General features: G+C 67.4%; 25 protein-coding genes and 2 pseudogenes. 20 read left to right on the plus strand and 7 right to left on the minus strand.

All coding sequences use genetic code 11. From position 1 onward, the window contains the following. The first annotated feature begins 23 nt into the window (after window positions 1-23). Both garD and LU671_RS07835 read left to right on the plus strand, forming a co-directional pair. Entirely contained in the window at window positions 24-1,577 is a 1,554-nt protein-coding gene (gene garD / locus LU671_RS07830; protein ID WP_232855344.1) for a galactarate dehydratase, read from the plus strand. Window positions 1,578-1,715: 138 nt separating this feature from the next. Further along, on the plus strand, window positions 1,716-3,296 hold the full coding sequence (locus tag LU671_RS07835) for an aldehyde dehydrogenase (NADP(+)) (protein ID WP_232855345.1): 1,581 nt from the start codon (window positions 1,716-1,718) through the stop codon (window positions 3,294-3,296). 133 nt (window positions 3,297-3,429) lie between these two features. Here the strand turns inward: LU671_RS07835 and LU671_RS07840 are convergent, their stop codons facing one another. Together LU671_RS07840 and LU671_RS07845 are read right to left on the minus strand one after the other, a co-directional pair. Then, window positions 3,430-4,179, minus strand: coding sequence for a FadR/GntR family transcriptional regulator (locus LU671_RS07840; RefSeq protein WP_186734669.1), 750 nt, complete (start codon window positions 4,177-4,179; stop codon window positions 3,430-3,432). 79 nt (window positions 4,180-4,258) lie between these two features. Beyond that, window positions 4,259-5,026 (minus strand): AraC family transcriptional regulator, encoded by a 768-nt coding sequence (locus LU671_RS07845; RefSeq protein WP_232855346.1) that lies wholly within the window; start codon window positions 5,024-5,026, stop codon window positions 4,259-4,261. Between the two features lie 108 nt (window positions 5,027-5,134). Here LU671_RS07845 and LU671_RS07850 point away from each other — a divergent pair, with 108 nt between their 5' ends. The 9 genes from LU671_RS07850 (at window position 5,135) to pdxR (ending at window position 14,477) form a co-directional block, all read left to right on the plus strand. Next, a complete protein-coding gene (locus tag LU671_RS07850; protein ID WP_232855347.1) occupies window positions 5,135-5,950 on the plus strand; it encodes a sulfite exporter TauE/SafE family protein in 816 nt (271 codons plus the stop codon). Between the two features lie 63 nt (window positions 5,951-6,013). Further along, window positions 6,014-6,664 carry a DUF998 domain-containing protein gene (locus tag LU671_RS07855; RefSeq protein WP_232855348.1) on the plus strand — a complete coding sequence of 217 codons (651 nt, stop codon included), beginning with the start codon at window positions 6,014-6,016 and terminating at the stop codon, window positions 6,662-6,664. Between the two features lie 74 nt (window positions 6,665-6,738). After that, window positions 6,739-7,068 (plus strand): hypothetical protein, encoded by a 330-nt coding sequence (locus LU671_RS07860; protein ID WP_232855349.1) that lies wholly within the window; start codon window positions 6,739-6,741, stop codon window positions 7,066-7,068. Between the two features lie 173 nt (window positions 7,069-7,241). Then, complete coding sequence (locus LU671_RS07865) at window positions 7,242-8,462, plus strand: M20/M25/M40 family metallo-hydrolase (RefSeq protein WP_232855350.1); 1,221 nt, start codon at window positions 7,242-7,244, stop codon at window positions 8,460-8,462. 6 nt (window positions 8,463-8,468) lie between these two features. Then, window positions 8,469-9,968 carry a glycolate oxidase subunit GlcD gene (gene glcD, locus LU671_RS07870; protein WP_232855351.1) on the plus strand — a complete coding sequence of 500 codons (1,500 nt, stop codon included), beginning with the start codon at window positions 8,469-8,471 and terminating at the stop codon, window positions 9,966-9,968. Beyond that, window positions 9,968-11,014: a glycolate oxidase subunit GlcE gene (glcE, locus tag LU671_RS07875; RefSeq protein WP_232855352.1), complete on the plus strand. Its 1,047-nt coding sequence runs from the start codon at window positions 9,968-9,970 to the stop codon at window positions 11,012-11,014. Before glcD ends, glcE begins: the two co-directional genes overlap by 1 nt. 9 nt (window positions 11,015-11,023) lie before the next feature. Then, entirely contained in the window at window positions 11,024-12,280 is a 1,257-nt protein-coding gene (gene glcF, locus LU671_RS07880) for a glycolate oxidase subunit GlcF (protein ID WP_232855353.1), read from the plus strand. A gap of 165 nt (window positions 12,281-12,445) precedes the next feature. Next, window positions 12,446-12,787, plus strand: coding sequence for a hypothetical protein (locus tag LU671_RS07885; protein ID WP_232855354.1), 342 nt, complete (start codon window positions 12,446-12,448; stop codon window positions 12,785-12,787). 256 nt (window positions 12,788-13,043) lie between these two features. After that, window positions 13,044-14,477 carry a MocR-like pyridoxine biosynthesis transcription factor PdxR gene (pdxR, locus tag LU671_RS07890; RefSeq protein WP_232855355.1) on the plus strand — a complete coding sequence of 478 codons (1,434 nt, stop codon included), beginning with the start codon at window positions 13,044-13,046 and terminating at the stop codon, window positions 14,475-14,477. On the opposite strand, the gene LU671_RS07895 is transcribed toward pdxR, so the two are convergent. Then, window positions 14,470-15,663, minus strand: coding sequence for a cyanate transporter (locus LU671_RS07895; protein WP_232855356.1), 1,194 nt, complete (start codon window positions 15,661-15,663; stop codon window positions 14,470-14,472). The two genes, pdxR and LU671_RS07895, sit on opposite strands and share 8 nt — an antisense overlap. Beyond that, window positions 15,660-16,118, minus strand: a complete 459-nt coding sequence (locus LU671_RS07900; protein ID WP_198743857.1) for a nucleoside deaminase — start codon at window positions 16,116-16,118, stop codon at window positions 15,660-15,662. The genes LU671_RS07895 and LU671_RS07900 overlap by 4 nt, the downstream gene beginning before the upstream one ends. A gap of 196 nt (window positions 16,119-16,314) precedes the next feature. Here LU671_RS07900 and LU671_RS07905 point away from each other — a divergent pair, with 196 nt between their 5' ends. Then, on the plus strand, window positions 16,315-16,752 hold the full coding sequence (locus LU671_RS07905) for a carboxymuconolactone decarboxylase family protein (RefSeq protein ID WP_050706207.1): 438 nt from the start codon (window positions 16,315-16,317) through the stop codon (window positions 16,750-16,752). Window positions 16,753-16,756: 4 nt separating this feature from the next. Here LU671_RS07905 and LU671_RS07910 read toward each other — a convergent pair. Next, window positions 16,757-16,948 (minus strand): annotated as a pseudogene (locus LU671_RS07910) (LysR family transcriptional regulator); the annotation flags it as partial. Here LU671_RS07910 and LU671_RS07915 point away from each other — a divergent pair. Beyond that, a pseudogene (locus tag LU671_RS07915) lies at window positions 16,948-17,067 on the plus strand (NAD(P)H-dependent oxidoreductase); the annotation flags it as partial. The pseudogenes LU671_RS07910 and LU671_RS07915 sit on opposite strands and share 1 nt — an antisense overlap. A gap of 106 nt (window positions 17,068-17,173) precedes the next feature. Here the strand turns inward: LU671_RS07915 and LU671_RS07920 are convergent. Beyond that, entirely contained in the window at window positions 17,174-17,449 is a 276-nt protein-coding gene (locus LU671_RS07920) for a hypothetical protein (protein ID WP_232855357.1), read from the minus strand. A gap of 77 nt (window positions 17,450-17,526) precedes the next feature. On the opposite strand from LU671_RS07920, the gene LU671_RS07925 reads away from it, so the two are divergent. From LU671_RS07925 to LU671_RS07950, 6 genes are all read left to right on the plus strand, one after another. After that, window positions 17,527-18,303: an ABC transporter substrate-binding protein gene (locus tag LU671_RS07925; protein WP_232855358.1), complete on the plus strand. Its 777-nt coding sequence runs from the start codon at window positions 17,527-17,529 to the stop codon at window positions 18,301-18,303. Window positions 18,304-18,327: 24 nt separating this feature from the next. Continuing rightward, window positions 18,328-19,017, plus strand: a complete 690-nt coding sequence (locus LU671_RS07930; RefSeq protein ID WP_186735854.1) for an ABC transporter permease — start codon at window positions 18,328-18,330, stop codon at window positions 19,015-19,017. A gap of 12 nt (window positions 19,018-19,029) precedes the next feature. Beyond that, entirely contained in the window at window positions 19,030-19,728 is a 699-nt protein-coding gene (locus LU671_RS07935) for an ABC transporter permease (protein ID WP_186714582.1), read from the plus strand. Window positions 19,729-19,737: 9 nt separating this feature from the next. Further along, the gene (locus LU671_RS07940; protein ID WP_232855359.1) at window positions 19,738-20,850 is read left to right on the plus strand and encodes a succinylglutamate desuccinylase/aspartoacylase family protein; all 1,113 of its coding nucleotides are present in this window, start codon (window positions 19,738-19,740) and stop codon (window positions 20,848-20,850) included. A gap of 19 nt (window positions 20,851-20,869) precedes the next feature. Then, a complete protein-coding gene (locus LU671_RS07945) occupies window positions 20,870-21,634 on the plus strand; it encodes an ABC transporter ATP-binding protein (protein ID WP_232855360.1) in 765 nt (254 codons plus the stop codon). A gap of 78 nt (window positions 21,635-21,712) precedes the next feature. Further along, on the plus strand, window positions 21,713-22,618 hold the full coding sequence (locus tag LU671_RS07950; protein ID WP_203646970.1) for a MurR/RpiR family transcriptional regulator: 906 nt from the start codon (window positions 21,713-21,715) through the stop codon (window positions 22,616-22,618). 33 nt (window positions 22,619-22,651) lie between these two features. Here the strand turns inward: LU671_RS07950 and LU671_RS07955 are convergent, their stop codons facing one another. Then, window positions 22,652-23,584, minus strand: coding sequence for a LysR family transcriptional regulator (locus LU671_RS07955; protein ID WP_232855361.1), 933 nt, complete (start codon window positions 23,582-23,584; stop codon window positions 22,652-22,654). Window positions 23,585-23,728: 144 nt separating this feature from the next. Between LU671_RS07955 and LU671_RS07960 the strand changes: the two genes are divergently transcribed. After that, window positions 23,729-25,159, plus strand: coding sequence for an MFS transporter (locus tag LU671_RS07960; protein ID WP_232855362.1), 1,431 nt, complete (start codon window positions 23,729-23,731; stop codon window positions 25,157-25,159). The last annotated feature ends 28 nt before the right edge of the window (window positions 25,160-25,187 follow it).

Here is a 25,187-nt window from a genome sequence, read left to right on the forward strand (position 1 = left end):
GAAACGACAAGAAGGGCCTGACCATGCAGTTGATCGAACATTCCGAGTCGCCCCGCTACGTGCGCCTGCATCCTGACGACAATGTCGTGGTGGTGGTCAACGACGGCGGCCTGGGCGAAGGCGCGCGCTTCGCCGACGGCCTGACCCTGGTCGAGGGCGTGCCGCAGAGCCACAAGGTCGCCACTGTGGATATCCGCCGGGGCGAGGCGGTGCGCCGCTACGGCCAGGTCATCGGCCATGCCCTGGAAGACCTGCGCCAGGGCAGTTGGGTCAAGGAAGATCAACTGGCGATGCCGGCCGCCCCCGAGCTCGACAGCCTGCCGCGCTGCGACGCCGTGCCCGCCGCCCAGGCGCCCCTCGAAGGCTTCACCTTCGAGGGCTATCGCAATGCCGACGGCACCGTCGGCACCCGCAACATCCTCGGCATCACCACCACCGTGCAGTGCGTGACCGGCGTGCTCGACCACGCGGTCAAGCGCATCCGCGGCGAACTGCTGCCCAAATACCCCAACGTGGATGATGTGGTCGCCCTCACCCACAGCTACGGCTGCGGCGTGGCGATCAACGCCCGCGATGCCTACATCCCGATCCGCACCGTGCGCAACCTGGCGCGCAACCCCAACCTGGGCGGCGAGGCGCTGGTCATCAGCCTGGGCTGCGAAAAACTCCAGGCCGGCCAGGTGATGCACGAGGACGACCCTTCCGTGGATCTCAGCGAGCCCTGGCTATACCGCCTGCAGGACGCCTCGCTGGGCTTCGTCGAGATGATCGAGCAGATCATGGCCCTGGCCGAAACCCGCCTGCGCAAGCTTGACCAGCGCCGCCGCGAAACCGTGCCGGCCAGCGAGCTGATCCTGGGCATGCAATGCGGCGGCAGCGACGCCTTTTCCGGCATCACCGCCAACCCCGCCCTGGGCCATGCCGCCGACCTGCTGGTGCGCGCCGGAGCCACCGTGCTGTTCTCGGAAGTCACCGAGGTGCGCGACGCCATCTACATGCTCACCTCCCGCGCCGAAACGCCGGAAGTCGCCGAGGCGCTGGTGCGCGAGATGGACTGGTACGACCGCTACCTGCAACAGGGCGCGGCGGATCGCAGCGCCAACACCACGCCAGGCAACAAGAAAGGTGGCTTGTCCAACATCGTCGAGAAATCCCTGGGCTCGATCGTCAAGTCCGGCAGCGGCGCCATCCAGGGCGTGCTCGGCCCGGGCGAACGGGTCACGCACAAGGGCCTGATCTTCTGCGCCACCCCGGCCAGCGACTTCGTCTGCGGCACCCTGCAGCTGGCCGCCGGGATGAACCTGCATGTGTTCACCACCGGTCGCGGCACGCCTTACGGCCTGGCCATGGCACCGGTGGTCAAGGTATGCACCCGCAGCGAACTGGCCCAGCGCTGGCCGGACCTGATCGACATCGACGCCGGGCGCATCGCCAGTGGCCGGGCGAGCATCGAGGAGCTTGGTTGGGAGCTGTTCCACTACTACCTCGACGTGGCCAGCGGTCGCAAGCGCACCTGGGCCGAGCAGCATGGCTTGCACAACGACATCACCCTGTTCAATCCGGCACCTATTACCTGATGAATATTGGGGCTGCTGCGCAGCCCTTTCGCGGCACAAGGCCGCTCCTACAGTAGATCGCATCCCCCTTGTAGGAGCGGCCTTGTGCCGCGAAAGGGGCGCAAAGCGCCCCCCAACGTCCCCCGACAGGAGCACCCCATGCCCAATATCCTCGGCCACAACTTCATCGCCGGCCAACGCAGTGCCGTCGGCCCGCAACGCCTGCAAAGCCTGGACGCCACCACCGGCGAGGCACTGCCCTACAGCTTTGCCCAGGCCACCGAGGGCGAAGTCGACCGCGCCACCCAAGCCGCCGCCGTCGCCTTCGGCGAATTCCGCCAGCTGCCCCCGGCACGCCGCGCCGAATTCCTCGACGCCATCGCCGCCGAACTGGACGAACTCGATGACAGCTTCGTGGCCATCGTCTGCCGTGAAACAGCCCTGCCCGCCGCGCGTATCCAGGGCGAACGCGGCCGCACCAGCGGGCAGATGCGCCTGTTCGCCCAGGTACTGCGCCGTGGCGACTTCCTCGGTGCGCGCATCGACCTGGCGCTGCCCGAGCGCCAGCCGCTGCCACGGGTGGACATCCGCCAGATGCGTATCGGCGTCGGCCCGGTAGCGGTATTTGGCGCCAGCAATTTCCCGCTGGCCTTCTCCACCGCCGGCGGCGACACCGCCGCAGCCCTGGCCGCCGGTTGCCCGGTGGTGTTCAAGGCCCACAGTGGCCACATGGCCACCGCCGACCTGGTGGCCTGCGCCATCCTGCGCGCCGCCGAACGCACCGGCATGCCCAAGGGCGTGTTCAACATGGTGTTCGGTGGCGGTGTCGGTGAGTGGCTGGTCAAGCACCCGGCCATCCAGGCGGTCGGCTTCACCGGCTCGCTCAAGGGCGGCGACGCTTTGTGCCGCATGGCTGCCGAGCGGGCGCAACCGATCCCGGTGTTCGCCGAGATGTCCAGCATCAACCCGGTGATCATCCTGCCGGGCGCGCTGGCCAAGCGCGGCGAAGCCATCGCCCGTGAGCTGGCCGGCTCCGTGTGCCTGGGCGCCGGGCAGTTCTGCACCAACCCGGGGATGCTGATCGGCCTGCAGTCGCCTGGCTTCAGCCAGTTGCTGAATGACCTGGGCCGGCATCTGGAGCAACAGGCTGGCCAGACCCTGCTCAACGCCGGCGGCCTGCGCAGCTATGTCGCCGGCCTGGAACACTTGCACGCCCATGCCGGCATCCAGCACCTGGCCGGTCAGGCGCAACAGGGCGACCAGGCCCGTGCCCAGCTGTTCAAGGCCGACGCCCGTCTGCTGCTGGAGTCCGACCCGCTGCTGCAGGAAGAAGTGTTCGGCCCGGCCACGGTGGCCGTCGAAGTCAGCGACCGCGAGCAACTGCGCGCCGCCCTGCTCGGTCTGCGCGGCCAGCTGACCGCCACGCTGATCGGCGAGCCGGAAGACTTCGAGGCGTTTGCCTGGCTGGTGCCGCTGCTGGAGGAGAAGGTCGGGCGGATCCTGGTCAATGGCTACCCGACCGGGGTCGAGGTGTGCGACGCCATGGTCCATGGCGGACCTTACCCGGCGACCTCGGATGCCCGCGGCACTTCGGTCGGCACCCTGGCCATCGATCGGTTCCTGCGCCCGGTGTGCTACCAGAACTACCCGCAGGCGCTGCTGCCGGAGGCATTGCGCGATGGTAACCCGCTGGGGCTGCGGCGATTGGTGAATGGGCAGTGGAGTGACGGGGCGGTCTGAGAGCCCTGGGCTCTTTTAGGGTGCCTGCGTCGGCCTCTTCGCGGGTAAACCCGCTCCCACAGGGATCAGCGTTTGCCAGCGCGCTGTGAAGAACCTGTGGGAGCGAGTTTACCCGCGAAGGGACCAGTACAGATCAAATGCCTTGCGCCTCGGCCTCTTCATGGGCCTGGCGCAGGCGCTCGCGGCTGTTGCTCAGGTGCATGCGCATGGCCATCTTCGCGCCTTCGCTGTCGCGTCGGGCGATGGCCTCGTAGATCGCCTCGTGCTCATGCATCAGCCGGCTCATGTAGTGCGCCTGGTCGTCATGGGCCAGGCGCGCCGAATTGAGCCGGGTGCGCGGGATGATGCTGGTACCCAGGTGGTTGATGATGTCGGCGAAATAGTGATTGCCGCTGGCCTGGGCAATGCGCAGGTGGAACTGGAAATCCGCCGACACCGCATCCGAGGCGTGGGCCGCGCCCTCGTTGAGCTCGTCCAGCGCCGCGCGCATGCCGGCCAGTTCCTCATCGCCGCGACGCTGGGCGGCAAGGCCCGCGGCTTCGATCTCCAGGGCGATGCGCAACTCCAGCACCGCCAGCACTTCGCGCAAGGTGACGATGGTCGCCGGGTCGATCCGAAAGCCACCAGTGCTCGGCGCGTCCAGCACGAAAGTGCCGATGCCGTGGCGGGTCTCGACCTGGCCGGCGGCCTGCAGCCGCGAGATGGCCTCGCGCACCACGGTGCGGCTGACCCCCTCCTCGACCATGATCTGCGACTCGGTGGGCAGCTTGTCGCCGCGCTTGAGCTGGCCGCTGCGGATGCGTTCGGTCAGCACCGTGACCAGTTCCTGGGCCAGACTGCGCGGCTTGCGCCGGGTCCGTGCCTGTACCTGCTGCTCTGTCATGCCCTGTATGTCTGGTTGTGAAAGACAGGCGTGATGATAGCGCAAGCAGTTGTACGATCACATACGTCCAGCGGGGTTTTCATCTGCCCTGGCGTGCCGCCGACGGCGGCTGGCCCATGACTCGCCGGTACAGGCTGGAAAACGCGCTGGGGCTTTCATAGCCCAGGTCCAGGGCGATGGTGGTCACCGCCTCGCCGGTCGCCAGCCGTGTCACCGCGGCCATCAGGCATGCCTGCTGGCGCCACTGGCCGAACGACAGCCCGGTCTGCTCGCGAAAGCGCCGGCTGAAGGTACGCGGGCTCCAGTTGAGCTGCCCTGCCCAGGTGTCGCCACGGGTGTGGACCGACGGCTGCGCCAGGAACGCCTGGCACAGGGCCGCCAGACGCGGCTCGGCCGGCAGCGGCGCGAACAGCGGCAGACGCTCGGCCTGGCCCAGCTCATGCAGCACGAGCCGCAGCAGCAGGCCATCGCGCCCCGCCTCGTCATGCAGGGCCGGCACCTCGGCGCTGGCCAGCAACAGCTGGTGCAGCAGCGGCCCGACCCGTAGTGCCTCGCACACGCCACCCGGCCTGGGCAGCGCGGTCGGTTCGATGTACAGGCTGCGGGTACTCACGCCACGCATGCGCACCTGGTGCGGCTTGCCGGGCGGAATCCATACTCCGCTGCCGGGCGGGATGACCCAGGCGCCGTCGTCGGTCAGCACCTCCATCAGCCCGCTCATGCCATACAGGAACTGCGCCCGGCGATGGACATGCCTGGGCAGCAAGGTATCGGGCGAATAGTCGGTGGCGATGGCCAGCACCGCACGGGGGGTGGCATCGACCTCGGACAGGGGAACATTGCGCATGAAAGGAGGCTCTGGCCGAAACACGACGATTATTGGCCAGGTTGCGCAAGCCAGCCAAGAGGCATACCCCTACCCTGACCGCCTCAACCCTGGCCCGAGGCCCACACCATGCTCTATCCCCTGCTTGGCCTGTTCGGCCTGTGCGCCGGCGTCACCACCTTGCTGTTTGGCTTCGGCGGCGGGTTCTTCGCCGTGCCGCTGTTCTATGCCCTGCTGCTGGCCAGCCATGGCGCGGGGACCGCCATGGCCCAGCACGCCATGCAGATCGCCGTGGCCACCTCGGCCACGGTGATGATCTTCAGCAGCGCGCTGGCCACCTGGCGCCATCACCGCGCGGGCAGCCTGCGCTGGGACCTGGTGCGACCACTGGCGCCGGCCATCGCCCTCGGCGCGCTGCTCGGGGCCTGGGCGGCGCTGTACCTGGCCAGCGCCTGGCTGCGCTGGCTGTTCATCGCCTACCTGGCGCTGAGCCTGATGGACGCCTGGCTGCGCCCGGGCTTCGTCCGCGCTGGCGAACATCGCCTGGCGCCCCTGGGCAGTACCGGCGCCAGCCTGGTCGGCGTGCCCATCGGCGCCCTGGCAGCGTTGCTCGGGGTGGGAGGCAGCGTGATGACCGTGCCACTGATGCGCCGCCGCGGCGCCAGCATGCGCACCGCCACGGCCATGGCCAACCCGCTGTCGCTGCCCATGGCCCTGGCGGCCACGCTGGTCTATGCGCTGCTGCCGGCTGGCCAGCTCGACCTTGGCCCGGGCCTGCTGGGCTTCATCGACCTGCGCGCGGCCCTGGTGATGACCGTCGGCGCCTGGCTCGGCATGCACCTGGCCGCGCCACTGCTCGGGCGCATCCCCGACAGCGTGCATGCCCGGGCCTACCTGGCGCTGCTGGCCTGCGTGCTGCTGGTGATGCTGGTCAACGGCCGCTAAGGCTGGCGAATGGCCACGGCGACGCGGTAGGCTGCGTCCTGCACTCACCAAGGAAGGCACTGCATGAAGACGTTCGATCGCCTGCTGCTCGCCAGCGGCCTGCTCATCCCCCTCTGGCTGCTGCTGGGCGTCACCCTGACGGCGCTGGCCTACCCCGGCTACGACCACCTGCAACAAGCCATGAGCCAGCTCGGCGCGGTCGGCGCCCCCACCCACGGGCTGTCGCCCTGGGCCAACAATTTCCCGCTGGCCCTGTTGTTCGCACTGTTCGCCTGGGGCCTGGCGCGGCGCTGGCGGCGCTCGAAGCTGGCACGGCTGAGCGCCCTGCTGGTGCTGTTGCATGGCCTGGGCAGCCTGGTGACCGGCGGGTTTGCCTGTGACCAGGGCTGCGCGCCGCTGGAGCCATCGTTCTCGCAACAGATGCACAACCTCGGCGGCCTGCTGATGTTCCTTTCGCTGACGCTCGCCAGCGTGTTGTGGATCGGCCTGGGCATGCACCTTGCCCGATCCCCGGGGCTGGCCTGGGGGTCGCTGCTGAGCGCTGTACTGGCGGTGGTTACCGTAGTGTTGATGACCCAGGCCGTGCACAGCGGTGAACTGTTCGGTCTCTACCAGCGCCTGAACTACGGCGTCGGCGTGCTGTGGATCGCGGCCCTGGCCCTGCAGTCGCTGCGCAGGCGCCAGCACGGTGGCCTGCAAATGGCCATCGCCTGACGGCAAACTGCTGGCCCCCAGGCGTCGGAAGCAAAGGCAAACTTTGTTTTCCTTCAGATGCTTAGGACAGCAACATGCGAGTGATTCTAGCAACCGTGGCCGGCTGCCTGCTGGCCACCGCCGCCTTCGGCGCCCAGGCCCGGGCACTGAGCCAGAACGATCGCCAGGTGTGCGGCTGGGGCGCGCAGATCGCCGCCGAGGCGCAGCAGGCCAAGCTTTCCGGCGTCACCCTGTACGCCACGCGCAAGAAGCTCCAGGCGCGCAAGTTCGCCAAGCCGTGGATGCGCATGACGGCCTTCGGCATCACCGAGCAGACCTACAACAGCCGGTCTCGGCTGAAGCCGGCGGCGATCAAGCAGACGTATTACGAGCAGTGCGTACAACACGCGATAGCGAAAAGATAAATTATTTATATTCAATAGCTTATTAACTATATGTAATGTCATGCATCACTATGAGTTGTCATGATTTTCACCCCTCTCAGGCTGCACGGCAGCTTTGTCGCCGGGGGCAAATGACTCGGTAATCGGATGGCAGGGTCTACGCTGAAGGGTTCACGACAACGAGATCCCTGCCCATGCCCTTGCGATTCTGCTCATTGGCCCTTGCCCTGGCCTGTGCCACCGCCCAGGCCGCCGACCCGACGCCCCAGGAACTGTTCAGCCAGGCCCAGGCCGAACAGCCTCATTACCTGGAGACCCTCAAGACCCTGGTGGCAGTGGACACCGGCACCGGCACCGAACCCGGTCTGAAACAGGTCGGCAGCGAACTGGTGAAACGCCTCGAGGCCCTCGGTGCCAAGGTCAGCACCCAGCCGGCCACGCCCTCGGTGGGCGACAATATCGTCGGCACCCTCAAGGGCAGCGGCGACAAGGACTTCCTGCTGATGGTCCACTACGACACGGTGTTCGGCCCCGGCACCGTGGCCAAGCGCCCGTTCCGGATCGATGGGGAACGCGCCTACGGCCCCGGCGTGGCCGACGCCAAGGGCGGCGTGGCGATGATCCTGCATGCGCTGAAACTGCTACAGGACCAGCAGTACAAGGGCTACCGCACCCTCACCGTGCTGTTCAACCCGGACGAGGAGATGGGCTCGGCCGGCTCGCGGCAACTGATCGCCGAGCTGGCACGCAAGCACGATTTCGTCTTCTCCTACGAGCCGCCGGACAAGGACGCGGTCACCGTCGCCACCAACGGCATCAACCGCCTCAAGCTCGAGGTCAAGGGCCGCGCCTCCCACGCCGGCTCCGCCCCGGAAGCCGGGCGCAACGCGCTGGTGGAGCTGGCGCACCAGTTGCTGCAGTTGAACGACCTCGGCGACAAGGGCAAGGGCACCACCGTCAACTGGACCCTGGCCAAGGCCGGGGAAAAGGCCAATATCATTCCCGCCCAGGCCAGCGCCGAGGCCGACATGCGCTACTCCGACCTGAGCGAGACCGAGCGGGTGCAGGAAGACGCCCTGCGGATCATCAAGAAACAGCTTGTAGCCGATACCCAGGCCGAGCTGGTCGTGGAAAAAGGCCGCCCGCCGCTGGCCAGGAACGACGCCTCCACGGAGCTTGCGCAAACGGCGCGGCAGCTCTACAGCAAGATCGACCGGCAGTTGCAGCCGATCGCCATGCGCTTCGGCACCGACGCCGGCTACGCCTACGTGCCCGACAGCGACAAGCCGGCGGTGCTGGAAACGCTGGGTGTGGTCGGCGCCGGCCTGCATGGCGACGACGAGTACATGGAGATCGCCAGCGTGGCGCCACGCTTGTACCTGACGGTGGCGATGATCCGGCACCTGGCGCAGTAAGCCTGCATGAGCATCCTTTACGACGAACGTGTCGATGGACCGTTACCGGCCGTGGACAAGCCGGCACTGCTGGCCGCCCTGCGCGAGGCCCTCCCCGATCTGCAGATCCTGCACCGCAGCGAAGACCTCAAGCCCTACGAGTGCGACGGCCTCTCGGCCTACCGTTCGTTGCCGCTGCTGGTGGCGCTGCCCGAGCGCCTGGAGCAGGTGCAGGCGTTAATGCGGCTCTGCCACCAGCGCGGCGTGCCGGTGGTGGCGCGCGGCGCCGGCACCGGCCTGTCCGGCGGCGCCCTGCCGTTGAGCCAGGGCATCCTGCTGGTGATGGCGCGCTTCAACCGCATCCTCGAAGTCAACCCGCAGGGCCGCTTCGCGCGGGTCCAGCCTGGCGTGCGCAACCTGGCGATCTCCCAGGCGGCGGCGCCCCATGGGCTGTACTACGCGCCCGATCCTTCCTCGCAGATCGCCTGCTCGATCGGCGGCAATGTCGCCGAAAATGCCGGTGGCGTGCATTGCCTGAAATACGGCCTGACCGTGCACAACCTGCTCAAGGTGGAGATCCTCACCGTCGAAGGCGAACGCCTGGTACTGGGCAGCGACGCCCTGGACAGCCCCGGTTTCGACCTGCTGGCGTTGTTTACCGGCTCCGAGGGCATGCTCGGCATCGTCACCGAGGTCACCGTCAAGCTGCTGCCCAGGCCGCAGGTGGCGCGAGTGCTGCTGGCCAGTTTCGACAGCGTCGAGGGCGCCGGGGGCGCGGTGGCCGAGATCATCGGCGCCGGGATCATCCCGGCTGGGCTCGAGATGATGGACAACCTGGCGATTCGCGCCGCCGAGGACTTCATCCATGCCGGCTACCCGCTGGACGCGGCGGCGATCCTGCTGTGCGAGCTCGACGGCGTCGAGGCCGACGTGCAGGACGACTGCGCCCGGGTCGATGCCGTGCTGCGCAAGGCCGGCGCCCGCGAGGTGCGCCTGGCCTGCGACGAAGCCGAGCGCGTGCGCTTCTGGGCCGGGCGCAAGAATGCCTTCCCGGCGGTGGGGCGCATTTCCCCGGACTACTACTGCATGGATGGCACCATCCCGCGCCGCGAGCTGCCGCGGGTGCTCAAGGGCATCAGCGCGCTTTCCCGGCAGTACGGCCTGCGGGTGGCCAATGTGTTCCATGCCGGCGACGGCAACCTGCACCCGCTGATCCTGTTCGATGCCAACCTGCCCGGCGAACTGGAACGTGCCGAGGCCATCGGCGGCCAGATCCTCGAACTGTGCGTGGCCGTCGGCGGCAGCATCACTGGCGAACACGGCGTAGGACGGGAGAAGATCAACCAGATGTGCGCGCAGTTCAACAGCGACGAGATCACCCTGTTCCACGCGGTCAAGGCCGCCTTCGACCCACGGGGCCTGCTCAACCCGGGCAAGAACATCCCCACCCTGCAGCGCTGCGCCGAGTTCGGCGCGCTGCATGTACACCACGGGCAACTGCCCTTCCCCGACCTGGAGCGTTTCTGATGGACAGGGACCTCGGCCAGGACCTGCTGGAGCAGGTCAACCAGGCGCTGAACCGGCGCACCCCGCTGCGCATCCAGGGCGGCAACAGCAAGGCCATGCTCGGTCGCCCGGTGACCGGGCAGGTCATCGACACCCGTGGCCACCGCGGCATCGTCGGCTACGACCCCACCGAGCTGGTGCTCACCGCCCGCGCCGGCACGCCCCTGCGGGAGGTCGAGGCGACGCTGCACGAGGCCGGGCAGATGCTGGCCTGCGAGCCACCGCACCTGGGCCCCGAGGCGACGCTGGGCGGCATGGTCGCGGCCGGGCTGTCGGGGCCACGCCGGCCCTGGGCCGGGTCGGTGCGTGACTATGTCCTCGGCACCCGGCTGATCACCGGCCACGGCAAGCTCCTGCGCTTTGGTGGTGAGGTGATGAAGAATGTCGCCGGCTACGACGTGTCGCGGCTGATGGCGGGCAGCTTCGGCTGCCTGGGGCTGCTCACCGAAGTGTCACTCAAGGTGCTGCCGCAACCGCGCCAATGCCTGGGCCTGCGCCTGGAGATGAGCACGCAGCAGGCACTCGCCGCACTCGCCGAATGGGGCCGACAAGCGCTGCCAGTCAGCGCCGCCTGCCATGACGGCGAGGCGCTGCATCTGCGCCTGGAGGGCGGCGAAGGTTCGGTGCGCTCGGCCCGTGAGCGCCTGGGTGGTGAAGCGTTCGACACAGGCTTCTGGCAAGACCTGCGCGAGCAGCGCCTGGCGTTCTTCACCGCACCCGCAACGCTGTGGCGGCTGTCCCTGCCCATGGCCTGCGGTGCACTCGAACTGCCGGGACAGCAGTTGATCGACTGGGGTGGCGCCCAGCGCTGGCTCAAGTCCGACGCCCCGACGTCCGTCATCCGGGCATTGGCGGCCGAGGCCGGCGGTCATGCCACCGCCTACGCGCCCGGCGACGACAGCAGTGCCCCACTCGATCCGCTGACGCTGCGCTATCACCAGGCGCTGAAACGCCAACTCGATCCCCAGGGTGTGTTCAACCCTGGCCGCCTATACGCGCACTTGTGAGGCCATGGCATGCAAACCCACCTGAGTGAGTCCACCCGCCAGCTGCCCCGCGCCGACGAGGCCGAACGTATCCTGCGTTCCTGCGTGCACTGCGGGTTCTGCACTGCCACCTGCCCCACCTACCAGTTGCTCGGCGATGAGCTGGACGGGCCTCGCGGGCGCATCTACCTGATCAAGCAGGTGCTCGAAGGCGAACCGGCGGGCACCAGCACCCAGGCGCACCTGGACCGCTGCCTGAGCTGCCGCAACTGTGAGACCACCTGCCCGTCGGGGGTGGAATACCACAACCTGCTCGACATCGGCCGCGCCGTGGTCGATCGGCAGGTCCCCCGGCCGCCGGGGCAACGCCTGCTGCGCGCGGGCCTTCGCGCCGTGGTGCCGAGGCCGGGCGCATTCAAGGCGCTTGTGCGCGCCGGGCAGGCCCTGTATCCCCTGCTCCCGGCCAGCCTCAAGGACAAGCTGCCGGCGCAGGTCGTCACCCCGGGCCAACGTCCGATGCCGCGCCACACCCGTCGCGTGCTGCTGCTCGAAGGCTGCGTGCAGCAGGCCCTTTCACCCAACACCAATGCCGCCGCCACTCGCCTGCTCGACCGGCTAGGCATCAGCGTCGAGCCGATCCACCAGGCCGGTTGCTGCGGCGCCGTGGACTATCACCTGGATGCCCAGGCACGAGGCCTCGACCGCGCCCGACGCAATATCGACGCCTGGTGGCCGGCCATCGAGGCCGGCGCCGAGGCCATCGTGCAAACCGCCAGCGGCTGCGGCGCCTTTGTCCGCGACTATGGCCACCTGCTTCAACAAGACCCACGCTACGCCGCCAAGGCCGCTCGGGTCAGCGCCCTGTCTCGTGACCTGGTACAGGTGCTGCAGGCCGAGCCACTGGAGCATCTGGGTCTATGCGCCGAGCAGCGCCTGGCATTCCACTGCCCCTGCACCCTGCAGCACGCCCTCAAGCTTGGCGGCGCGGTGGAAGGTCTGCTGGCCCGGCTGGGCTTTCATCTCACCCAGGTGCCGGATAGCCACTTGTGCTGCGGCTCGGCCGGCACCTATTCACTGACCCAGCCGCAGCTGGCGCGCCAGCTGCGCGACAACCGCCTCAATGCCCTGGAAAGCGACAACCCACTGGTCATCGCCACTGCCAACATCGGCTGCCAGCTGCACCTCGGCGGCGCCGGTCGCACGCCGGTGCGGCACTGGATCGAAATCGTCGAGGCGGCACTTGAGCCCGGCGCTGTCGAGGCCGCGGAAATTGTGCCCCGCACCTGACGCGGATCAAGGCGATGTTCAACCTGGTGCCTGTAATTTCGGAACCCTCCTACCGAAAGTACGGAAGCTTCTAGATTGTTGCCCCACCCTCGGCAAAACATCATCAGGACTGGAGACGTGACCGCCGCCCCGGCGCGGCCAACCCCATCCAGACGAGGCCATGCCATGCCCGCAAATGCTCATCGCCCTACCCGCGAACTGCGCCACACCCTGCGTCAACTGTTGGCCCACGAGGTCAGCAACCCCGACGACAACCCGCACCTGTCCGGGGTGCGGTTCTTCTGCGCCACCGATGAACACACCCGCCAGCTGATCGAGCGTGTCGAGCTGCTCGCCAGCGAAGCCTTCTTCGATGCCAAGGGCCGCGCCATCCCCGCGCGCATGCGCGAAGCAGCGGTGGATGGCGTGTGCATCCAACAGAAACGCAAGGCCTGCGAGGACGAGACGGTGATCCGCATCGCATTGCCGGAAAAAGGCTACATCACCATCAGTACCGCTCGCCTGTGAACACGCCGTCCCTCTCATGGAACTGCACATGACTTGTTGATTTAGCAGGAACCTGTGGGAGCGGCTTTAGCCGCGAACACCGGCAAAGCCGGTGCCATCCACCGCGTTGCTTGCTTCGCGGGTAAACCCGCTCCCACAGGGTATGCCACTCGCTCTCGGGTATTATTCCCTGCGCGATCGTCAGTAGGGCCCCTTGCAGCTTTGTCGATAAAACCCGAAGCTTTTACACCCCCTGCGCTTCGGACCCCCTGCCCCGATGGAACTGCACATCCGCCTCGAAGGCCGCAAAGGCCTGGCCGACCAGCTCTACCAGCAACTGCGCGCCGGCATCGACAGCGGCCACCTGGCGGCCGGCACCCAACTGCCACCCACGCGCCTTTTGGCCGAGCAGCTGGGGGTTTCGCGCAAGACCGTGGCCGAAGCCTACTCGCGCCTGACCTACGACAACCTGCTCAGTGGCGTGGTCGGTCGCGGCACCTTCATCACCCCGCGCCACACGCCGCGCCAGAGCGACAGCGACAACATCCCCCTGGCCGCCGCCGAAACCCTCGAACGCTGGCGCCAGCGCGCCACGGTATTGGGCCAACGGGCGCTGGACGCGCCGTCGCGCTACGACTTCATCGGCGGCGCCTCGAGCAAGGCGCAGTTCCCCTACGACCACTGGCGCAGTTGCATGAACTACGCCCTGCGCCGCAGCCAGCGCCACCCCGACCGACAGTTTTCCGCCCAGGGCCTGCCCGAGCTGCGCGAGGCCATCGCCCACCAGATTGCCTTCACCCGCGGCATCCAGTGCACCGCAAGTGACGTGCTGGTATGCAACGGCGCCCAGCAGGCCCTAGACCTGATCGCCCGGGTACTGGTCGAACCCGGCTGCAAGGTGGCCATGGAGGACCCGGGCTACCCACCGGCGCGCCAACTGTTCCTGGCCCTGGGCGCGCGCCTGCAGTCGGTGGCGGTGGACGACCAGGGGCTGTGCGTCGAGCAGATCGAGGACGGCACCCGGCTGATCTACGTGACACCCTCGCACCAGTTTCCGCTTGGCATGCCCATGGCCGAGCCGCGGCGCCAGGCGCTGCTGGCGCGGGCTGTCGAGCTCGGCGCGCTGATCATCGAGGACGACTACGACTGCGAGTTCCGCTACCAGGGGCCAGCCGCCGAAGCCTTGCAGCGCCTGGATCGACATGGCCTGGTGGCCTATGTCGGAACCTTCTCCAAGACCCTGCTGCCGGAGTTGCGCCTGGGCTACGCGGTGCTGCCACCGGCCGTGCTGCAGGCCGCCTGCGTGGCCAAGCACCTGAGCGACTGGCACAGCCCGACCTTGCAGCAATGGGCCCTGGCCCGCTTCATCAGCGAAGGTCACCTGAACAAGCACATCCGTCGTTGCCATGAGGTGTACAGCGCCCGCCGCGAGCGGATCCTGGCACGCCTGGGCGGCGACCTGGCGCCCTGGTTCGACACGGTGCCGGCCAGCGCCGGCTTTCACCTGAGCGCGCTGGCCAAGCCCGGGGTGGATATCGAGCTGTTGATCAACCTGGCGCGCAAGGTGGAAGTCGGCCTCTACTCGCTGGCCCCGTTCTTCAGCGAAGCGCCGGTCAGGCCGGGACTGCTGTTCGGTTTCGGTGCCATCGAACTGCTGGACATCGACCCGGCGCTGGACCGGGTCGGTGACACCCTGCAGCGCCTCAGTTGAGCGCTGCCTCAGCGACTCGTCCCTCACGGGCGATGGCCCGGGCATAGCCTTTCGGAGCGAAACGCACGGTCACCAGCAGCATCGCCAGCACGGTGCAGGCCAGCAGGGTCCAGGAGGCCTGGAAGTCGCCGCTGACATCACGCAACCAGCCGGTGACGTACGGCACGATACCGGTGACGATGAAACCTACGCCCTGGACGAAAGCCGCCAGGCTGCCGGCTTCGCCGGGCGTGCGCAGGTGCTCCAGGGTCAGCGTCAGGCTGAGGCTGAAGCACGCGCCCAGGCCCAGGCCGATCAGCGCCACCCACAGGCCCATGGCGCTGGCTGGCGCCAGCAGCAGGCCAAGGAAGCCCGCCAATTGGATCAGCAAGGCCAGCCACAGGCCCGGCCGCCGATCAACCAGACGCCGCAGCAGCAACGGCAGGCCCAGGGCACCGCAGACCTGGAAGATGGTCATCAGGCCAACCAGCTCGCCGCCGCCCTGGGCCGTGCCGCCGTGCTCGAGGTGATAGGCCGGCAACCAGGCCACCATGCTCGTATAGCCACCGTTGATCAGCCCGAAATAGAGCGCAAGCAGCCAGGCCCGGCGGTTGCCGAACCAATGGCCGCCCCCGCCACCGGCCAGGCTGGGTGCATCCTGGCGCGGGCGCAGGACGGTCCACGCCACGATCGCCAGCAGCGCCGGCAACGCCCACAGGCCAAGGCCGAACTGCCAATGGCCGAAGTGCGCGGTGATCGATGGGCCAAGCACCGCCGCCAGGCCACCGCCGCTCATCAACGCCGCCGAATACAGCCCCATGGTCGCCGCCAGGCGGCCGGGGAACCAGCGGTTGACCAGCCCCGGCATCATGCCCTGCACCACGGCGACACCCAGGCCTGCGACCACCGCACTTACGATCAGCGCCCAGGCGCTGTCCAGTTGCAGGCGCCACAGACACGCCAGGGCGATGGCCGCCAGTCCCGCCAGCATGCCGCCATGCTCGCTCAGCCAGCGCCGCAGCCAGGGTTGCAGAAGCGGTACCAGGCCCATGCACAGCACCGGCAACGCGGTCAGCAGCGCCGCCTGCTGGTAGCCCAGGCCGGTGCTCTGGCGCATCGGTTCGAGCAGTGGGCCAATGCTGGTAAGAATCGGCCGCAGGTTCAACGCCAGCAGCACCACCAGCAACAGGTTCAACGCGCCCCTCATGCTTCGCCGGCCTGCTGCCATTCACGGTACAGGCCGCTTTCACCCGCCGGTTTCAGCGGGCGCAGGGGCAGGCTCTGCTGCTGTGGCGGGCGGGCCATCTGCGCATACACTGCGGCGGTGGACAACCCATAGGGCTCGCCCTCGTCGTTGTCGTAGGCGAACCAGGCGCGCTCGATGCCGCACAGGTGCATGGCGGCCAGGCACATCGGGCACGGATGGCCGCTGGCGTAGATCTCGGCACCGTCCAGGCGCGCCCGGCCAAGCACCTGGGCGGCCTGGCGGATGGCCTGCATCTCAGCGTGGCTGGTGGGGTCCTGGGTGCTGTGGATCTGGTTGACGGCACGGGCGATCACCTGCCCCTGGTGGACCAGCACGGCGCCGAAGGGGCGGCCACCGGCCTGGATATTGGCGCGGGCAAGCTCAAGGGCCTCGCGCATGAATCGATCTGCGGACATGAAACGGTTCTCAGGTGAAGACCTGCCCATTATCCCGCCTCGGCCGCCCTGGCAGAAATGAAGAGATTGGATGCCTGTCAGTGCCCATCCGAATGACGGATTGGCCTCCTGGCAAAGCGCGGGATTGGCTATTCGGCGCGGCGCGAACTGGCCCTAAGGTAGTGCCACTTTCCTCTTGTCGAACTGGAGCCTCACCATGCATGACCGTATCGAATGGGCCAAACACTCGCCGGAAGCCTACAAGGCCATGATCGGCCTCGAGCAGGCGCTGGTCGCCTCGGGCCTTGAGCATTCACTGCTCGAGCTGATCCGCCTGCGCGCCTCGCAGATCAATGGCTGCGCCTACTGCGTCAACATGCACGCCAACGATGCGCGCAAGGCTGGTGAAACCGAAGCACGCCTGCAGACCCTGAGCGTCTGGCGCGAGACCCGCTACTTCAGCGAGCGCGAGCGGGCGGCCCTGGCCTGGGTCGAAAGCCTGACCCGCCTGGCCGAGCGCGGCGCGCCGCAGGACGAGTACCAGGCGCTGCTGGAGCACTTCAGCGCCAAGGAGATTGCCAACCTGACCCTGGCCATCGCCACCATCAATGCCTGGAACCGCTTCGGCGTGGGCTTTGCCATGGTGCCGGCATAACAGCTCAAGGCGCCTGCAACGGTACCGCCCGGGCCAACTGTTCACGCAACCACTGATGCGCAGGATCGCGGTGCACCCGCTCCGGCCACAGCATCAGCATCTCGAAGCCCGGCACCACCAAGGGCGCCTCCACCACCCTGAGGGCCGGGTTCCCGGCCACCAGGCGCGGCGGCAGCATGGCCACCAGGTCGCTGGCGTGATGCGCCCATCCCGTTCCGGCGGCAGAACGGTGGGGATTATGTGATTCCGGCGTTGCCCCTGCGGCCAGAGCTTGCGCCTGGCCGGGATGGATTGGGCGTGCATGTTGCCGACTAGGCGGATACCAGGTGTCCGTCACAACCCTTGCAGCGCCTGTCAGATCGAGCGCCGCCCGCGCGGCGCATCGCGGCACAAGGCCGCTCCCACATCTGTTTCGGGCCAGTCAATCCTGTGCTCTTACCTGGTCCGCCTTGTTGGTCCGACGCAATTTCAGCGTGGGCATTACTGTCGCCTCACCTGTCTCAAGACATGCGCCAAGGCGGGCAACCATGGCCTGACAGGTTCGGCACGTTGCAACAAATGTAGGAGCGGCCTTGTGCCGCGATGCGCCGCGCGGGCGGCGCTCGATCTCATAGGCGCCACAACCCTGTCGGCGAACACCATCGACCACTGCACTGACACAATTATTTTCACCGTATTGATAAATGAAATATTTCATGTCATGTTCTTCTCCGTACCCAGGCCCCTCCCAAGCAAGGCCCTGGACGGTACGCCCCACCCACCGGAGTCAAGAACATGAACAAGACAGGACTTCTCGGCGCGCTGGCACTCTGTGCCTGCAGCGCATTGGCCCAGGCCGACGAAGGCAGCCTGCGCCTCGGCATCGAGGCCGCCTACCCGCCCTTCTCCTACCGCACTCCCGAAGGCGAGCTCGCCGGCTTCGACTACGACATCGGCAATGCCCTCTGTGCACAGATGCAGGTCAAGTGCCAGTGGGTGATCCAGGAGTTCGACGGCATGATCCCGTCGCTGAAGGTGCGCAAGATCGACGCGGTGCTGTCGTCGATGTCGATCACCGAGGATCGCTTGAAGTCGGTCGACTTCACCGACAAGTACTACCAGACCCCCGGCAAGTTCGCGATGAAGGCCGGCAGCCGGCTCGACACCCCGGCGGTGGACCTCAAGGGCCGCAAGGTCGGGGTTCAAAGGTCGTCCACCTATGACCGCTTCGCCACCGAGCAACTGGAGCCGGCGGGGGTCGAGATCGTGCGCTACGCCTCGCAGAACGAAGCCTTCCTCGACCTGGTGTCCGGGCGCCTGGATGCCACCCTCGCCGATATCGTCAACACCGAGGAGAGCTTCATCAAGACCCCGGCCGGCCAGGGCTTCGCCCTGGTCGGCCCGGACATCGCCGACCCGCACTACTTCGGCCGCGGCGCCGGCATCGCCGTGCGCAAGGGCGACAGCGCCAACCTGGCGCGGCTCAACGCCGCCATCGCCGCGATCCGCGCCAATGGCACCTACCAGCAGGTGCAGCGCAAGTACTTCCCGTTCGACATCTACGGCCAATAGCGCAGGCTGACGAGGGTTTTCATCATGCTTCACGGCTACGGATCGAGCATTCTCGATGGCGCCTGGCTGAGCATCCACCTGGCCCTGCTGGCGATGGCACTGGCCATCGGCCTGGGCCTGTTCGGTGCGGCCTGTCGCCTGTCCCCCCTGAAATGGCTGGCGGTACCGGGCGAGGTCTACACCACGGTGGTGCGCGGCATTCCCGACCTGGTCCTGATCCTGCTGGTGTTCTATGGCGGCCAGGACCTGGTCAACCGCCTGGCGCTGGCACTGGGTTACGAGCAGTACATCGACATCAATCCCTTCGTCGCCGGGGTCTGCACCTTGGGCTTCATCTTCGGTGCCTACCTCTCGGAGACCTTTCGCGGCGCCTTCCTGGCCATCCCCAAAGGCCAGGCCGAGGCCGGTATGGCCTACGGAATGAGCGCCCTGCAGGTGTTTGTGCGGATCAGCCTGCCACAGATGGTGCGCCTGGCGCTGCCGGGCTTCACCAACAACTGGCTGGTGCTGACCAAGTCCACCGCGCTGATCTCGGTGATAGGCCTGCAGGACATGATGTTCAAGGCCAAGAACGCCGCCGACGCCACCCACCAGCCGTTCACCTTCTTCCTCGCCGTGGCGGCGCTGTACCTGCTGCTGACCAGTGCCTCGCTGCTGCTGTTGCGCGGCGTGGAGAAACGTTACTCGGTCGGCTTCAAAGCCGCCGAGCTCTAGGGGATCTGCCCGATGACACTCGACTATCCGCTGATCTGGCAGAACCTGCCGTTGTACCTGAACGGCATCGCCCTGACCCTCAAGGTGCTGTTGATCTCGCTGGCTTGCGGCCTGGCCCTGGCGATCCCGCTGGGGTTGATGCGGGTCTCGCGCGCGTGCCTGCTGCGCTACCCCGCCTGGCTCTACACCTATGTGATCCGCGGCACGCCGATGCTGGTGCAGCTGTTCCTGATCTACTACGGGCTGGCCCAGTTCGAGGCGGTGCGCCAGAGCCCGTTGTGGCCCTACCTGTCCAGCGCCACGTTCTGCACCTGCCTGGCGTTCGCCATCAACACCAGCGCCTACAGCGCCGAGTTGCTGGCCGGGAGCCTGCGCGCCACGCCGCGTGGCGAGGTGGAGGCGGCCCGCGCCATGGGCATGTCGAGGCTGACGCTGTACAGGCGCATCCTGCTGCCCTCGGCCTTGCGCCGCACCTTGCCGCAGTACGGCAACGAGGTGCTGATGATGCTGCAGACCACCAGCCTGGCCTCGATCGTCACCCTGGTCGACATCACCGGCGCGGCAAAGACCTTCAATGCGCGCTACTACCTGCCGTTCGAGGCCTTCATCACCGCCGGGCTGATCTACCTGGTCCTGACCTTCCTGCTGGTGCGCCTGTTCAAGCTGGCCGAGCGCCACTGGCTGGCCTACCTCGCCCCCCGCAAGCACTAAGGAGCTTCCATGCAGCACATCGACCATATCCTGCCCTGGAGCGCCTGCGGCACCCAACGCTCGCTGCGCGTGCTGCGCTTTGGCAGCGGCCCGCGCAAGGCCTATATCCAGGCCTCGTTGCACGCCGACGAGCTGCCGGGGATGCGCGTGGCCATCGAGCTCAAGCGCCGCCTGCTCGAACTCGAGGCGCAAGGCCGGCTGACTGCGGTGATCGAACTGGTGCCACTGGCCAACCCGATCGGCATCGGCCAGATGTTCCAGGCCACCCACCAGGGCCGTTTCGAGTTCAACAGCGGCAAGAATTTCAATCGCGATTTCCCAGCGCTGACCGAAGCGCTGGCCGCCCACCTGGAAGGCCACCTGGGCAGCGATGGCCAGGCCAACGTGGCAACCATCCGCCGGGCCATGCTCGAGCTTCTTGACGAACTGCCCGCGCCCGACTCGGAGCTCGACGGCCTGCGCCGCCTGCTGCTGCGCCACGCCTGCGACGCCGACCTGGTGCTGGACCTGCACTGCGATTTCGAATCGGTGATGCTGCTGTACGCCATGCCGCAGCACTGGAGCCAGCTGCGCCCGCTCGCCGCCCGCCTCGGCGCGCAAGTGGCGCTGCTGGCCGAAGGCGCCGGTGGAGATGCCTTCGATGAAGCCTGCGCGGCGCCGTGGCTGCACCTGCGCGAATACTTCCCCGAGGCCGAGATTCCCCTGGCCTGCGTGGCGACCACCATCGAGTTGCGCGGCATGGCCGACACCGAACGCGAGCAGTGCCAGGCCAGCGCCGAGCAGATCCTCGGCTACCTCGCCGACCAGGGCCTGATCAGCGGGCCGTGGCCGGCCGCGCCGGAGCATTGCTGCCAACCCACGCCCTTCGCCGGTGCGCAGTATGCCTACGCCGAGCACCCGGGGGTGGTCAGCTACCTGCAGCCGCTGGGCGCGCAGGTGCGGGTCGGCGATCCGCTGTTCGAAGTGCTCGATCCGCTCAGCGACCGCCACAGCGTGGTCAGGGCCACCACCGACGGCATCCTCTATGCCCGCGAACGCCTGCGCTTCGCCCAGCCCGGCCTGTGGCTGGCCAAGGTCGCCGGCAGCACCTCCATCCGCCAAGGTCGCTTGCTCAGCGACTGACCCCTGCGAGTACCGACTGATGAACAAACTGCAAATCCACGACCTGCACAAAAGCTACGGCAACCACCAGGTGCTCAAGGGTGTTTCACTGCAGGCCGACGCCGGTGATGTGATCAGCATCATCGGCTCCAGCGGCTCGGGCAAGAGCACTTTCCTGCGCTGCATCAACCTGCTCGAGCAACCCAATGCCGGGCAGATCCTGGTCAACGGTGAACAGCTCAAGCTGCGCGAGTGCGCCCGCGGCGGGCTGCGCGCGGCAGACCCGCACCAACTGCAGCGCCTGCGCTCTCGGTTGAGCATGGTCTTCCAGCACTTCAACCTGTGGTCGCACATGAGCGCCCTGGACAACGTCATGGAAGCCCCGGTGCACGTGCTCGGCATCAACCGCAAGGAGGCCCGGGACAAGGCCGAGCACTACCTGGCCAAGGTCGGTGTCGGCCATCGCCGCGACGCCTACCCGGCGCACATGTCCGGTGGCGAGCAGCAACGGGTGGCGATTGCCCGGGCCCTGGCCATGGAGCCCGAGGTGATGCTGTTCGACGAGCCGACCTCGGCGCTCGACCCGGAGCTGGTCGGCGAGGTGCTCAAGGTCATGCAGGACCTGGCCCAGGAAGGCCGCACCATGGTCGTGGTCACCCACGAGATGGGCTTCGCCCGCGAGGTGTCCAACCAGCTGCTGTTCCTCCACCAGGGCCAGGCCGAGGAGCGCGGCGACCCACGCGAAGTGCTGGCCCGGCCGCAGTCCGAACGCCTGCGCCAGTTCCTCGCCGGCAGCCTGAAGTAAGCGCCAGGGCGCTCAACGGCTCCGCCGCCGGGCGCCTTGGGATACACTACCGGCAACTTTCAGGGAGCGTCGCGCCGGATGTCGAGCCATACCAGGAACACCACCGTCTACGCCTCTGCGGTCATGCGCAAGCTGTCGCAGAGCCTGGGCGAACTGCCGCCGTCCCTGCGCAAGGTCGCCGATTACATCCTGCGCCACCCGCTGAAGGCCGCGACTCTGACCATCGAGGAGATGGCCCAGGCCACCGCCACCTCACCGGCCGCGGTCAACCGCCTGGCCAAGGCCCTGGACCTGGGCGGCTACAGCGGCATGAAAGCCGAGCTGGTGGCGACCCTGCAACAGATGGTCTCGCCGGTGGACAAGCTGCGCAACGAACTGGCCCAGCGCCCGGGTGGCGAGTTCGGCCTGCATGAGCAGATCCAGAGCGCCAGCAGCAACCTGGCGACCACCGCCAGCAACAACCAGGCCGACGCCTTCGAGGCGTTCGTCGGCTGCCTGCTCGAGGCGCGCAAGGTCTATGTGCTGGGGTTCGGCAATAGTGTCTACCTGGCGGGCCTCGCCGCCTCGACCCTGGTGCCGTTCTGCAAGGACACCTGCGCCATCAGCATGGAAGGCGGCAACGAGAACGCCGCCTACCGCCTGGCCGCGATCACCGAACAGGACGTGCTGCTGGCCATCGCCCTGCCACGTTACTCCCAGGACACCCTGCAGCTGTCGCGCTTCGCCCATGAGCGCAAGGCCACCGTGCTGGCCATCACCGACTCCCCGGCCTCGCCGCTGGCGCCGCTGGCCCGTCATGTGCTGTATGCCACCGCCGATCATCCGGTGCTGACCAGCTCCAACATCGCCGTGCTGGCGTTGATCGAGGGCCTGGTGGCCGGGGTCATGGCGCGCAACAAGGAGGCGGTGAAACTGGCCACCGAACTCACCGAAAGCGTGATGTCGTATCTGCATGTGCCAGGTGACAAGTTCAGCAGAAAGTAGGTGCGCCAGACAGCTGGGTAGATCCCCGTGAATTTACTCCGCTCTCCCTGAGCAGCCTTCGGCACTCAATCGGGGCAACAGGTAATCGAGCAACGCCCGTACCTTGGGCAACCCCTCCCGCCTTTTCAGCCAGACCAGATTCATCGGCAATCCCTGCGAGGTGAGCTGCGGCAACACCTCGACCAGCGTGCCGCACTCGATATGCGTTCGGGTCAGCCAGGTCGGCAGCTGGCCAATGCCCAGGCCCGCCAGGACCGTGTCGAGCATGCCTTCGCCATCGCCGATGGCCAGGTGTGGCTGGACGATCCGCTGCCTGATCTCGCCCGGCAACCCACCGCCCAGGTACCACGGCGTGACCAGACCTGCGGCCTCGCCATAGCCGATGCACAGGTGGCGCTCCAGGGCTTGCTCGTCCTGTGGCGTGCCATGTTGCGCCAGGTAGTCGGGCGAAGCGCAGAACGCCAGGCGCTGGGCACCGAAATACCGGTGCCCCAGGGCCGCAGGCCAGGCTTGCGCGCCGCCGATGCGCACCAGGATGTCCACGCCCTCCTGCACCGGGTCGATGTAGCGGTCGGAAAACGACACATGCGGTTGCAACCGCGGATGCGCCCGGGTGAACGCCACGATCAGCGGCAACACATGCAGTCGGCCAAAGGCGGCCGGCAGATCGATGCGTACCTTGCCGTGGGGGGTGTCGCTTTCGGCGAAGATGGCCTGCTCGGCCTCTTCCAGATCGGCCAGCACGCTGGTGCAGGTCTTGTAGAACAGCGCGCCCGCCTCGGTCAGCGACAGCCTGCGGGTAGTGCGGTTGAACAATCGTGCCCCCAGGCGCGCCTCCAGCCGCGCCACCCCCTTGCTTACCGCCGAGCCACTGAGGCTCAGGCGCCCGGCGGCAGCGCTGAAGCTGCCCATCTCGGCCACCGCGACGAAGACGTCGATTCCCTTCAACCGTTCGGATGCGTACATCAGCCACTCCATTGATGACGAAAATTCCGCTACCGGCGGAATTTATCGCCCAGATCAATCCTGGGTTCTCCAATAGGCTACGGCAAAAAGCAAGGTGGGCCCAAGCGTCTACCTGCCCCCTTCACCTGCCCAGGGACCTGGACCATGACCATTGAAACGCAACCTGCACAGCACACGGAAACCGGCCGCTTGCTACCGGTGGCCACCGCGGTGTTCCTCGGCCTGATGACCATGGGCATGCCGCTGGCCAGCGTGCCGCTGTGGGTCCATGGGCAGTCGGGCTACGGCATGCTCATGGTGGGGTGCGTCATGGGCGTCGAGTCGCTGGCCACCCTGCTCACCCGTCATTTCGCCGGGACCGCCGCGGATCGTCGCGGCCCGAAACGGGCGGTGGTTCTGGGTCTGCTGGGCAGCGCGGTCTCCGGCCTCTGCTACCTGCTGGCCGCGCAACTGCAGGACACCCCTGCGGCCAGCCTGGCGGCCGTCATCGCCGGGCGAATCGCCATGGGCTTTGCCCAGAGCCTGCTGTTTACCGGTGGCAGTACCTGGCCGATCGCCCTGTTCGGCGCAGAGCAGGCCGGCAAGGCGCTGTCCTGGATCGGCATCGCCATGTTCGCCGGCATCGCCTGCGGCGCGGCGGTGGCAGCGCAGCTGGGTGAAGTCGCAAGCTTTGCCTGGGTGTCGGCGGTGACGGCGATCATTCCGCTGTTCGGCCTGCTCGTTGCACTGCGCACGCCGGCGGCCCGCCTCGTCCACGCGTCGGGCGCGTCGATGCCCCTGGCGGCGCTGCTGGCCCGGATCTGGCGCCCCGGCCTGGTGTTCGCGCTGGCAACCGTGGGCTATGTGTCGGTGTCGTCGTTCATCACCCTTACCTACACACACCATCAGTGGAACGGCGCCGGCTATGCCCTCGCGGCGTTCGGCGCCGGTTACGTCTGCGCCCGCCTGTTGTTCGGCGCTCGGGTGGACAGCACTGCGGGGCCGGACATGGCCTTGTCGATGCTGGCCATTGAGGCCATCGGCCAGTTGCTGCTGTGGCTGGCGGCGAGCCCCGCCCAGGCGATGCTGGGGGCGGCACTGAGCGGCTTCGGTGTGTCGATGATCTATCCCTTGCTGGCGCTGGTGGCGCTGCGTGCGGTGCCATTGCACAGCCTGGGGCTGGCCATCGGTTTCTATGACGCCTGCTTCGATATTTCCATCGGCCTGACGGCACCGCTGGCCGGCCTGCTCGCCCGCCAGCAGGGGGTACCCGCGGTATTCCTGATCGGCGTGCTGGCCTCGCTGGTGGCGATGCTAGCCGCGCTTTGCGCCTATCGTCACGTGGTCGATGGTCCCCGGGGCAGTTGCTCGCGCAACCACCCGGCTTGCCCCCTCTACTGCCACTCGCTGGACAGATTGGGCGGCAAAGATTCCTCGACGGAACGACTGATTTCCAACGGGATACAGTCCTGTTGCGGAAACTCATCTGGAATTGTCACAGGCTGCAACCACGAGGCCTTCTTGTCAGCGTTCCAGCCCACACGTTCCTCGAGCTTGGGCGCTATAAGCACCTTACTTCGTTGCGCATCCGTATAGACAACAAGCTCGTCACTTGCAACTCCCT

This window comes from Pseudomonas sp. NMI760_13, from assembly GCF_021283245.1.
Lineage (GTDB): Bacteria > Pseudomonadota > Gammaproteobacteria > Pseudomonadales > Pseudomonadaceae > Aquipseudomonas > Aquipseudomonas peradeniyensis.